The sequence below is a fragment of the Streptomyces sp. NPDC002868 genome, from assembly GCF_055563295.1.
Genome location: NZ_JBVHDR010000001.1, coordinates 69,099 through 80,860, shown reverse-complemented (window position 1 = coordinate 80,860; position 11,762 = coordinate 69,099). Strand labels below are relative to the sequence as shown.

Genomic DNA, 11,762 nt, shown 5'->3' with positions numbered 1-11,762 from the left:
GCGTGGCGGGCACACCACAGACAGTGCGCCGCAGTCCCCCCCCCCCCCCCCCCCCGCCCCCCGCCCCCCCCCCCCCCCCCCCCCCCCCTCTCCATCAGGCGGTGTCAGCTGCAGCCGCTGGTCGAGCCGCAGCCCTCACAGATGTAGCAGGAGCCGGCCCGCTGCATCTTCGTCCCGCAGGAGAAGCACAGCGGCGCGTCCGCGCTGATGCCCAGCTGCATCTCGACGAGCTCCGCCGAGGTGTGCGCCTCCTTCGGAGCCGGAACCTCCGCCTTCGGGGCGGCGACGGCCTTCAAGGTCTCCTGGTGACGCGGGGCGGACTGGGCCAGACCCTCGACGTCCATGTCCTCGTCGGACGGCTCGTACGAACCGGTCTCCAGGTGACGCTGACGCTCCTCGGCCGAGTGGATGCCGAGCGCGGAGCGCGTCTCGAAGGGCAGGAAGTCCAGCGCCAGGCGGCGGAAGATGTAGTCGACGATCGACTGCGCCATCCGCACGTCCGGGTCGTCCGTCATACCGGCCGGCTCGAAGCGCATGTTGGTGAACTTCGAAACGTACGTCTCCAGCGGAACGCCGTACTGCAGACCCACAGAGACGGCGATCGAGAAGGCGTCCATCATGCCCGCGAGGGTGGAGCCCTGCTTCGACATCTTCAGGAAGACCTCGCCAAGACCGTCGTCCGGGTAGGAGTTGGCGGTCATGTAGCCCTCGGCGCCACCCACCGTGAAGGAGGTGGTGATGCCGGGACGGCCCTTCGGGAGGCGCTTGCGGACGGGGCGGTACTCGACGACCTTCTCGACCGCGGCCCGGATCGTCCCCTCGGCCTTCTCGGTGACCTCGGCCTTCTCCTTGGTCTTGGCGGAGAGGGGCTGGCCGACCTTGCAGTTGTCGCGGTAGATCGCGAGCGCCTTGACGCCCATCTTCCACGCCTTGAAGTAGATCTCCTCGACCTCTTCGACGGTCGCCGACTCCGGCATGTTGACCGTCTTGGAGAGCGCGCCCGAGATCCACGGCTGGATGGCCGCCATCATGCGGACGTGGCCCATCGCGGAGATGGAGCGCTCACCCATGGCGCAGTCGAAGACCTCGTAGTGCTCGGTCCTCAGGCCGGGGGCATCGATCACATTGCCGTGGTCGGCGATGTGGGCGACGATCGCCTCGATCTGCTCCTGCTGGTAGCCGAGGCGGCGCAGCGCCTGCGGGACCGTGCCGTTGACGATCTGCATCGAGCCGCCGCCGACCAGCTTCTTGAACTTGACCAGGGCGAGGTCGGGCTCGAGACCGGTGGTGTCACAAGACATCGCGAGACCGATGGTGCCGGTCGGCGCGATGACGGACGCCTGGGAGTTACGGAAACCGTTCTTCTCACCGAGACGGATCACGTCCTGCCAGGCCTCCGTGGCGGCGGCCCAGATCGGCGAGTCCAGGTCGTCCACGCGGACGGCCACGGCGTTGGCGTCGGCGTGCTGCTTCATGACGCGCTTGTGCGGCTCGGCGTTGCGGGCGTAGCCGTCGTACGGACCGACGACCGCGGCGAGCTCGGCGGAGCGCTTGTACGACGTACCCGTCATCAGCGAGGTGATGGCACCGGCGAGCGCGCGGCCGCCCTCGGAGTCGTACGCGTGACCCGTGGCCATCAGCAGCGCGCCGAGGTTGGCGTAACCGATGCCCAGCTGGCGGAAGGCGCGGGTGTTCTCGCCGATCTTCTGGGTCGGGAAGTCCGCGAAGCAGATGGAGATGTCCATCGCGGTGATGACCAGCTCGACGACCTTGGCGAAGCGCTCGACGTCGAAGGACTGGTGCCCCTCGCCGTCGTCCTTGAGGAACTTCATCAGGTTCAGCGAGGCCAGGTTGCACGAGGTGTTGTCCAGGTGCATGTACTCACTGCACGGGTTCGAGCCGTTGATCCGGCCGGACTCGGGGCAGGTGTGCCAGTGGTTGATGGTGTCGTCGTACTGAATGCCGGGGTCGGCACAGGCCCAGGCGGCCTCGGCCATCTTGCGGAAGAGCGACGTGGCGTCGACCTCTTCGATGACGTCGCCGGTCATGCGGGCGCGCAGGCCGAACTTCCCGCCGTTCTCGACAGCCTTCATGAACTCGTCGTTCACACGGACCGAGTTGTTGGCGTTCTGGTACTGGACGGACGTGATGTCGTCGCCGCCCAGGTCCATGTCGAAGCCCGCGTCACGCAGGGCGCGGATCTTCTCCTCTTCCTTGACCTTGGTCTCGATGAAGTTCTCGATGTCGGGGTGGTCGACGTCGAGGATGACCATCTTGGCCGCGCGGCGCGTGGCGCCGCCCGACTTGATCGTTCCTGCGGACGCGTCGGCGCCACGCATGAAGGAGACAGGTCCAGAGGCGTTGCCACCGGAGGAGAGCAGTTCCTTGGAGGAACGGATCCGGGAGAGGTTCAGGCCGGCGCCGGAGCCGCCCTTGAAGATCATGCCCTCTTCCTTGTACCAGTCGAGAATCGACTCCATGGAGTCGTCGACGGCCAGGATGAAGCAGGCGGAGACCTGCTGCGGCTGGGGCGTGCCGACGTTGAACCAGACCGGCGAGTTGAAGCTGAAGATCTGGTGTAGGAGGGCGTACGCCAGCTCGTGCTCGAAGATCTCGGCGTCGGCGGGCGAGGCAAAGTAGCTGTAGTCCTCGCCGGCCTTCCGGTACGTCTTCACGATCCGGTCGATCAGCTGCTTGAGACCGGTCTCGCGCTGCGGGGTGCCGACGGCCCCGCGGAAGTACTTGCTGGTGACGATGTTGACCGCGTTCACCGACCAGAAGTCGGGGAACTCGACGCCACGCTGCTCGAAGTTGACCGAGCCGTCGCGCCAATTGGTCATGACGACGTCACGGCGCTCCCAGACCACCTCGTCGTACGGATGCACGCCGGGGGTGGTGTGGATTCGCTCGATACGCAGACCCTTGCTCGCCTTGGATCCCTTGGCGCGGGACCCCCGTGCCGGGCCGCTCGTCGTCTCTGTCATGCCGCCTCCCATACATGGGCAAAAACGCCCTGAAGTGCCCAGATCTTCCCGTGGCACAGTCTGTGTCTGATGCCGCGGACGCCGCGCACAGCGCCCGTGGCAGGTCTTTTGCCGCCCTGTTGCCGATCGGCGGGCCGATGGGGCGGGCCCAAGCCGCTCAGCCGGTGTTCCTCAGTCGGCGGCGGTGGCGGGCACGGAGACCTCGAGGGTCTCGCCGGTCCCGCATTCCCCTGCGGGAGGCCGTTGCTCGCGGAGCTCCGCGATGGCGGCCTCGAAGTCTTCGAGTGAGTCGAAAGCCCGGTACACGGACGCGAAGCGCAGGTACGCGACGAGGTCGAGTTCCTGCAGGGGGCCGAGTATGGCCAGACCCACGTCGTGGGTGGTCAGCTCGGCGCTGCCGGTGGCGCGCACCGCTTCCTCGACCCGCTGGCCGAGCTTGGCGAGAGCGTCCTCGGTCACCGGCCGCCCCTGGCATGCCTTGCGCACGCCGGAGATGACCTTGGTACGACTGAAGGGCTCGGTCACTCCGCTGCGCTTGATCACCATCAGCGAGGCGGTTTCCACCGTCGTGAAGCGGCGGGAGCAGTCAGGACACTGCCGACGACGCCGGATCGACGTTCCGTCGTCGGTGGTGCGACTGTCGACGACACGGCTGTCGGGGTGCCTGCAGAAGGGGCAGTGCATGGCTCCCAACCCTCCTTCACAGCACGACTGAATAGCCTCGACAGGCCGGTCGAAGCCCTCCGAAGCAGCCTCAAGCATAGGCGATGGCCACGGTCTTGGAGGACCAGGGACCACAACTTCTGGGCGGCTGACACAATCCAACCACTAGATCTGGGGTTTGGCCGCACTTTCGACGCTCAACGCGTGTCGCTCGGCGGCAGCACCGTACGGGCGGCGTACGAGTGGTGACGCAGCGACACGAACGCGGCGCGAGACCGGCCACGAGGGTACGGGAGACGCGCGGCTCCGTGGATTCCGGGCCGCCGGGTGCAAGACTGGGAAGCACCCCCGGAATCGGCCGGCGTCACCCCCGCCCCCACCGCAATCCGGCGGGGACGTTGCCGCAGTGGCCTGAATGCCCTACGGTCCGAGCGTTCGCACATACACCCAGGCAGGCACCCGCGTCAGACAATCTGCGATTTTTCACTCGAACGTGTGTTTGGCGCAACCTTTCGAAACCCACTACCGTTGTCCAGCTAGGGAGACCATTCGAGAGGGGCCGACGTGACCACCACCGCAGACAGTGCCACCATCACTGCCCAGGACCGCTCCCAGAACCGATTCGAGCCGGTGCATGCCATGAATGACGCAGCCACGAGTCCCGAGGGACCCAAGCCCACGCGTTCGCTGCCCGGCCGACCTCCAGGGATCAGGGCGGACAGCTCCGGTCTCACGGATCGGCAGCGGCGCGTCATCGAGGTGATCCGTGACTCCGTGCAGCGGCGGGGATACCCGCCGTCGATGCGCGAGATCGGCCAGGCGGTCGGGCTGTCCAGCACCTCCTCCGTCGCGCATCAGCTGATGGCGCTGGAGCGGAAGGGCTTCCTGCGCCGGGACCCGCACCGGCCCAGGGCGTACGAGGTGCGTGGCTCCGACCAGCCAAGCACTCAGCCGACCGACACGACGGGCAAGCCGGCAGCGTCGTACGTACCCCTGGTCGGCCGGATCGCGGCCGGTGGCCCCATCCTCGCCGAAGAGTCGGTCGAGGACGTGTTCCCACTCCCCCGCCAGCTTGTCGGCGACGGCGAGCTGTTCGTGCTGAAGGTCGTCGGCGACTCGATGATCGAGGCCGCGATCTGCGACGGCGACTGGGTCACCGTGCGCCGCCAGCCTGTCGCGGAGAACGGCGACATCGTGGCAGCGATGCTGGACGGCGAGGCCACGGTCAAGCGTTTCAAGCGGGAGAACGGCCATGTGTGGCTCCTCCCGCACAACGCGGCATACCAGCCCATTCCAGGCGACGAGGCGACCATCCTCGGCAAGGTGGTGGCGGTGTTGCGGCGGGTGTGACCGACCCGCCGGCTCTGACCGGGCCCCGGGACCCACTGCGCCGGTCCCGGGGCCCTGCTCTGCCCGGACAGCATTCCGGACGGATTGCACTCCGTCCGGAATGCTGTCCGTGTCCAGAATGCTGTCCGTCCGGATGCTGTCCGTCCGGATGCAGTCCGTCCGGGCTTACTTACCGCCCGCCTTGGCTGCGGCGTCGATCGAGGCCAGCGAGCGACGCACTTGGTTGCGGTCCGTGGTGTACCAGAAGTCCGGCAGCGAGGCGCGCAGATAGCTGCCGTAACGGGCGTTGGCCAGCCGCGGATCGAGCACGGCGACTACACCGCGGTCGCCCATGGCCCGTACGAGACGGCCCGCGCCCTGGGCCATCAGCAGGGCGGCATGCGTCGCGGCGACAGCCATGAAGCCATTGCCGCCCGCCTCCTCCACCGCCTTCTGGCGAGCGCTCATCAGCGGATCATCGGGGCGCGGGAACGGAATCCGGTCCATCACCACCAACTGACAGCTGGCTCCCGGCACATCGACGCCCTGCCAGAGCGAGAGCGTGCCGAACAGACAGGTCTCCGGATCGGCGGCGAAGGACTTGATCAACTCGCCGAGGGTCTCCTCGCCCTGGAGCAGGATCGGCTTGTCGAGCCTGCCGCGCAGCTCCTCAGCCGCCGCCTGGGCGGCCCGCATGGAGGAGAAGAGGCCCAGCGTGCGGCCGCCGGCCGCCTCCACCAGATCGGCGAGCTCGTCCATCATGTCGCCGCGGGAGCCTTCACGGCCGGGCGTCGCCAGATGGCGCGCGACATAGAGGATGCCCTGCTTCGGATAGTCGAAGGGCGAGCCGACGTCGAGCCCCTTCCACTGCGGAGCGTCTTCACTTTCGGTGCCCTCGGGAGCAAGCCCGAGCGAAGCCCCCACCCCGTTGAAGTCACCGCCGAGCTTGAGCGTGGCGGAGGTCAGCACCACCGAGCGCTCGGCGAAGAGCTTCTCGCGCAGCAGACCGGATACGGAGAGCGGTGCCACCCGCAGTGACGCGCCGAAGCGGTCGTGGCGCTCGTACCAGACGACGTCGTACTCGGACCCCTGGGTGATGCGCTCGGCGACGTCATGGATGTTCTCGACGGAGGCCAGGGCCTGCTTGCGTACGGCGTCCTCGTCCTGGACGGACTTGTCGCGGGTACTGCCGAGGGCCGAGATGACCGTGCGAGCGGCGTCGCGCAGTGCCATCAGCGCGTATCCGAGATCCTCGGGGATCTCCTCGAGGCGGCCGGGGAGGGCGAGCTCCATCACCCGCTCAAAGGTCTCGGAGGCGGTCTGGAGAGCGTCCGCTGCCTTCTCGTTGACCAGCTTGGCGGCGCGGCGCACGGCACGGTTGACCTGGCCGGGGGTGAGCTCGCCGGTGGCGACGCCGGTGACCCGGGAGACCAGCTCATGCGCCTCGTCGACGATCAGAACCTCATGCTGCGGAAGCACCGGGGCGCCCTCGATCGCGTCGATCGCGAGAAGCGCGTGGTTGGTGACGACGACATCCGCGAGCTTCGCGCGCTCACGGGCCGCCTCTGCGAAGCATTCGGCGCCGTACGCGCATTTCGTGGCCCCGAGGCACTCCCGGGAAGAGACCGAGACCTGCGCCCAGGCCCGGTCGGAGACTCCGGGGGTGAGATCGTCGCGATCCCCGGTCTCGGTCTCGTCCGACCAGTCGCGCATCCGCAACAGATCCTGGCCGAGCTTGCTGGTGGGCGCGGCAGCCTCAAACTGGTCGAACAGGCCGTCTTCCTCCTCCTGCGGCACACCCTCGTGCAGGCGGTGCAGACAGAGGTAGTTGGAACGCCCCTTGAGCATGGCGAACTCCGGCCGGCGGCGCAGCAGCGGGTGCAGTGCCTCGACCGTACGCGGAAGATCACGCTCCACGAGCTGCCGCTGCAGGGCCAGGGTGGCCGTGGCCACGACGACCCTCTCCCCGTGCGCCAGGGCGGGCACCAGATAGCCGAGTGACTTTCCGGTGCCGGTGCCGGCCTGGACGAGCAGATGGGAATTGTCGTCGACCGCTTCGGCGACGGCCTCGGCCATGGTGACCTGGCCAGGCCGTTCCACACCGCCCACGGCGGTGACGGCGGCGTGCAGGAGCTCGGGGAGGGATGGCTTCGTCATAGCCCGACCAGCCTACGGGGCACCACTGACAACCCGATCACACCTCGTCTCATCAAGAGGCGCTCAGCGGGTTGGGAACCGTGCCGTGAACGGCGGCGTGGGGGCGGTCCGGGCGGTCGCGGTAGCCGTCGAGATGCAGCCTGTTTCGGTTGAGACAGAGCCGCTCGATACGGGGCGTGAGCAGGTCGAACGTCTCGTAGCGCTCCTTGAGCTCCGGGAATCGGGCCTGGTGCCGCAGAATCTCCGCCCGTACGAGCGAGAAGAACTGCTCCTCCGGTACGCCCAGTTGCTCCTCGCAGAGGGGTGCGAGAAAGCGGAAGACGCCGATGAAAAGCCCAGAGTGGATGAACTGCGTGAGGAAGGCCGGCTCCTCGGCAAGGAGGGTCTTCCGTACGTCGTCGGACATCGAGTCGTGCTCGGGCAGCGGCTGGGCGCTGACGTTCACATCGTCGACGAAGTCCTTGATCGCCAGGCGTACCGGGACGTCCTGGTCGTCGAAGACGACGATGGCGTTCTCGCCGTGCGGGGAGAAGACAGTGCCGTAGCGATAGAGGAAGTGCAGCAGTGGCGGAAGCAGCGCGGAGAAGAGCCTCTGGAGCCAGAGCACGGGGGCGAGTCCGGATCGTGCGACCAGCTCGGCGGTGAAAGCGCGGCCCCGGGTGTCGGTGTGCAGCAGCGAGGCGAGGGTGCGGGCCCGCTCGCCAGGGGCGAGGCGGGGCTGCAGCGACTCGCGCCAGATCGCGCCGAGGAGTTCCTTGTACTGGTACGGCACCTCGGGGAGGTGGTCGTAGAGGGGGTGCTCGACGGTGACCGATGCGACTTCCCCGAGGAGGATCACGTTGCATTCGTCGCGCAGAAAGGGGTCCCCGTCGCGCAGTCCGTGCACCCAGGAGGTGACGGCGGGGGCGGCGAGGGTGCGTTCTGTGGGGAGACCGCGCCAGACCAGGGTGTTGAGGATGGACAGCGGCAGTTTCACTGTGTGCCGGTCGGCGCGGTCCACGTTGACGAAGGTACGGATGGACTGCTGCGGCAGCCGTAGATCACCGTCCGTCGGGAGCGGGACGATGTCGCCCCGCGCAACGGCGGGCGCGAAGAGCGGCAGGAGCACCTCGTCCCACTGCCAGGGGTGTACGGGGAGGAAGAGGTACATGTCGGGGTCGAGGCCCCTGGCGCGCAGCACGGCGGCGAAGGAGTCGCGGACGGGCGCGTCGAGTTCACGGACGTACAGGTCGTCGGGTCCGGCGAGCCCGGGGACTCCTCGGTAGGCGGCCAGAGTGCGGCTGACCGCGATCCAGGGGAGCCGGGCAGGCCTGCGGGCCTCGGGCGACCAGCGGGCGGTGTCCGTGGCGGAGAACCCGATGCGCCCCTTGTTGAGCACGAGCCACGGGTGGCCGGTCTGGTGGCCTTCGAGTTCGGCGTAGCCGAGGTCGGCAAGCTCGTCCGCGGTCAGCGCGTGGTGACCGAATCCCGTGTCCGAGACAAGGGTGGCGGTCAGCTCGCGGACCAGGTGGCCGAGGGTGGCTCCGTCGAGGTCTAAGAGACGGCGGGCGCGGGCGAGGAAGGCGAGCGGGTCGGCGAAGCGCCGGCCCTCGTGGTCGATGGAGTCCGGATCGACGCGCCAGCTTCCGTACGCTCCGCGCCGGGCGAGGAAGGACAGGTTGCTGCCGTCGTCGAGCGTGAGGGTGTACTGGTCGCATCCACGGCCGACGACCGGCTCGATGATCTCTTCGTAGGCGAACTCGCCGAGCATCTTGGCGAGGAGCCGCACGGCCGCACGGTCCCAGGCCTGTGCGTTCAGTCCGGGCGGGGTGAAGGGGACGGCGGACGGCTGTTCGGAGTCATGGGTGGCAGGGGACTTCGGCACGGGGACTCCTCGAGTGGAACCGATGCGGGTCGAGCGGTGTATGTAAGGCAGCGGGTCGTTCACAGCAGGTTGCGAAGCGCGCGATCGCGGACCATGAGGGCGGCTCGTTTGTCGGGGAGATCGACTTCGGCGGAGAAGCGGAAGCCGGCGCTCAGGAAGGCGGAGACGGAGGGGGTGTTGCGCAGGTCGGGTTCTGCGATGACGCGTGCGCATCGGGGCCGATTGTCGAGTACAAGATCGGCGACAGCTCTGAGGAGGGTTGAACCGACACCGCGGCCGCGGTCGGCGACGCCCCCGATCAGGAGGTGGATACCGATGTCATGGGGACGGGCCGGGTAATGCCGCGCCACGGGGTCGAGATCGGCGCGGTATACCTCGAAGTAGCTCATGGGCATGCCGCTGAGCACGCCGAGGCAGGGGACGCTGCGTCCGTCGCCGTCGAGCTGGGCGCGCAGATGGGCGGCGGTGACGGAGTCAGGTCCCGCCAGTTCCCAGAAAGCAGCCACTGCCGGGTCGTTCATCCAGCGGCTGATCCGTGCCAGATCGCGTTCGATGCGTACGGGGGCGAGATGGAAGGCTCCGGCGGAGGTGGTGGCGGAGCCCCAGCCGGCGGGATTGTCCAGCAGATCGCCGGTCCCGGTGGTGTCCCCGTCCTCGGGGTCGCCGGACTGCTCGTCCTCCTGGAACAGCGCGAGGAGCTCTTCAGGGAGCCGCAGGTCCAGGGTGTCCTCGACGCTCCCGCCGAGCTGGGGGGTGGGACCGGCTCCGGTGTCGGTGCTCGCATCGGGGTGAGGCACAGCGGGGCTCTCCTCTCGCAGTTCTGTCGGGTTGGGTTGTCTTAAGGACGAAGGGGGTTGGTGATCGTGACGTAGACGGACTGGGTGTCGACCGGGCCGATGAGCTCGTCGAGGCCGCGGAGCCGGGTGAGCAGATTGGCCTTGGACCGGAGCGTGGGGGCGTCGAGGAGCTGCGCGGGCAGTGGCGAGCCGAGGTCGGCGGTTGCCGAGAGGAACTGCCGGAAAGCGGCGATGAGTACGCGCTCGTCGGCGAGGCGTTGCGCTCCGAACGCTCCGATCAGGCCGAAGACATTGTTGATGCCGAGGTAGTAGGCGAAGCGCTCGTCGGTGACGTCGTCGGAGACGAAGGTGTCGCTTGCGGAGCCGATGCCGGGAAGGCGGCGTTCCAGTTCAGCGCGGTGGGACTCGCGGAAGTAGTAGCCCTGGTTGTCGCGGTAGCGGCCGCCGACGGGCCAGCCGTCGGGGTCGAGGATCACCAGGGTGTTCTGCTGGTGGGCTTCGAGTGCGATGCCCGCCGTGGCGTCCAGCCAGAGCACCGGGCGTACGACGTGGTTGAGGTAGCGCAGGAACCACTCGGCGGCGACGGCGCCGGTGGGCCTGCCGGTGCGGGCGGCGAGCCGGGCCACGACTTCAGCGAGACGCGAGTGCATCCCGGGACGGCCCGGCCAGGGGCGGGGCGAGGTCAGTCCCGCGATGCAGACGGCGTCGTCGCCGGGGCCGAACGGATTGTGGCGCACCACGACGTCGAGTCCGGGCACGGGCTCGCCTTCAGCGGTGTCGACGGCGAGCCACGCGGGGTCCCGCACGATGTCGAAGCCTGGGTGGGCTGCCTGCCACTGCTCGGCGAGGCCGGTGCGGAGCAGCCGGTGGACCTCGACGCCGCGGTGGAGTTCTTTGCGGAGGTTCTCACGACGGGAGTTGGTGATGCGTACGCCAAGAGAGAGCTTGAGCATGGCCGGGGCGCCTGGACGGTGCACAGTGCGGACCGAGGATGTGGGGTGCCAGAGGTCTCCGTGGTGACCGAGGTCATGCAGGAGACCGGCGTCGAGGAGGGCGACGACGGCGGGGCGGTGCTTCAGTTCGCGGGCCTGCCAAGGATGCAGTGGCAACGGAACGGAGTGATCGGGGAGTTGGAGGTCCCCGCAGAGGCGGGCGATGAGTTGTTCGGCCGGCAGGGTACGGCCCTGTTCGGTCCAGGCCGATTCGGTGGCCAGGACGGACCGGTCTACAGCCATCCAGTGCAGCGGAAAGGAGCCGCGCAATTCCGGTGAGTAGAGCCGGGCTTCGGCCTCGGACAGTCCTTCGCGGCTCTTCGGTGTGGGGTGCAGCGGGTGGCCGAGCAGGAGCGACTGCTCGGCGGTGAGGAAGAGGTCCGCCTCGGGATCGGGGGCGGGGCGGTCGCGGCGGTCGGCGATGAAGTCGGCGGTGCGCCGTACGGAGTCAGCGACCCGGCCGACCAGGTCGGCTCCCTCGCTCTGGCCCGCTTCCCGGCCGAGGAGGGCGGCGACGGTGACGGCGTCAGTGGCAGGCGCGTCGCGCGGTCCTCCTTCAAGGGCGGGCAGACCGAAGCGATGCCATCCACTGACCGACCAGTAGTGGACGGGGACGAGCAGCGCGGTGCCGCTGGCGTGCAGCGGGATGCGCAGGGTGTGTCCGTCGGGCCTGTCGAGGTTGTTCTCCCGCACCCAGCAGCGGAGCAGATTCTCGACGGCCGCTGCGTCCGCAGCGCGACATGGATCCGGGTGGTCGAGGAGCTCGACGGCACTCACGCCTGTGGGCGTGCCCGCGGTGGGGGCGTGCTGCTCACCGTGGCCCCCCATCTGTTGGCGCGGCACCGTCGCCGCCTCGATCGTGAGAGGGCCGCGCATTCCGCCCTGTCCTTGGTGTTGGGCGGTGGGACGGCCGTCGGCCTCGGGCACATCGGGTGCGGGAGTGGGGTTCACGGAGGTCTTCCTTGTGATTTGTACG

Annotated in this window: 7 protein-coding genes; 1 reads left to right on the top strand and 6 read right to left on the bottom strand. The window is 68.5% G+C overall.

Features of this window, described 5'->3' with window-relative positions; genetic code table 11:
- Positions 1 to 104: 104 nt before the first annotated feature.
- Both ACZ3H8_RS00330 and nrdR read right to left on the bottom strand, forming a co-directional pair.
- Positions 105 to 2,984, bottom strand: a complete 2,880-nt coding sequence (locus ACZ3H8_RS00330) for a vitamin B12-dependent ribonucleotide reductase (RefSeq protein ID WP_467395734.1) — start codon at positions 2,982 to 2,984, stop codon at positions 105 to 107.
- A gap of 171 nt (positions 2,985 to 3,155) precedes the next feature.
- Complete coding sequence (gene nrdR, locus ACZ3H8_RS00325) at positions 3,156 to 3,668, bottom strand: transcriptional regulator NrdR (protein ID WP_467395733.1); 513 nt, start codon at positions 3,666 to 3,668, stop codon at positions 3,156 to 3,158.
- 543 nt (positions 3,669 to 4,211) lie between these two features.
- On the opposite strand from nrdR, the gene lexA reads away from it, so the two are divergent.
- Positions 4,212 to 4,997 (top strand): transcriptional repressor LexA, encoded by a 786-nt coding sequence (gene lexA / locus ACZ3H8_RS00320; protein WP_307660694.1) that lies wholly within the window; start codon positions 4,212 to 4,214, stop codon positions 4,995 to 4,997.
- A 165-nt stretch (positions 4,998 to 5,162) separates the two neighbouring features.
- On the opposite strand, the gene ACZ3H8_RS00315 is transcribed toward lexA, so the two are convergent.
- The 4 genes from ACZ3H8_RS00315 to ACZ3H8_RS00300 are packed head-to-tail and all read right to left on the bottom strand — an operon-like array spanning position 5,163 to position 11,737.
- Positions 5,163 to 7,133, bottom strand: a complete 1,971-nt coding sequence (locus ACZ3H8_RS00315) for an ATP-dependent DNA helicase (RefSeq protein WP_467395730.1) — start codon at positions 7,131 to 7,133, stop codon at positions 5,163 to 5,165.
- A 52-nt stretch (positions 7,134 to 7,185) separates the two neighbouring features.
- A complete protein-coding gene (locus ACZ3H8_RS00310; RefSeq protein WP_467395728.1) occupies positions 7,186 to 8,997 on the bottom strand; it encodes an IucA/IucC family protein in 1,812 nt (603 codons plus the stop codon).
- Between the two features lie 59 nt (positions 8,998 to 9,056).
- Complete coding sequence (locus tag ACZ3H8_RS00305; RefSeq protein ID WP_467395726.1) at positions 9,057 to 9,794, bottom strand: GNAT family N-acetyltransferase; 738 nt, start codon at positions 9,792 to 9,794, stop codon at positions 9,057 to 9,059.
- 41 nt (positions 9,795 to 9,835) lie between these two features.
- A complete protein-coding gene (locus ACZ3H8_RS00300; RefSeq protein ID WP_467395724.1) occupies positions 9,836 to 11,737 on the bottom strand; it encodes an IucA/IucC family protein in 1,902 nt (633 codons plus the stop codon).
- Between the last annotated feature and the right edge of the window lie 25 nt (positions 11,738 to 11,762).

Coding starts and splice junctions, on each gene's coding strand:
- ACZ3H8_RS00330 (WP_467395734.1), bottom strand. CDS start 2,984: ATGACAGAGACGACGAGCGGCCCGGCACGGGGGTCCCGCGCCAAGGGA.
- nrdR (WP_467395733.1), bottom strand. CDS start 3,668: ATGCACTGCCCCTTCTGCAGGCACCCCGACAGCCGTGTCGTCGACAGT.
- ACZ3H8_RS00315 (WP_467395730.1), bottom strand. CDS start 7,133: ATGACGAAGCCATCCCTCCCCGAGCTCCTGCACGCCGCCGTCACCGCC.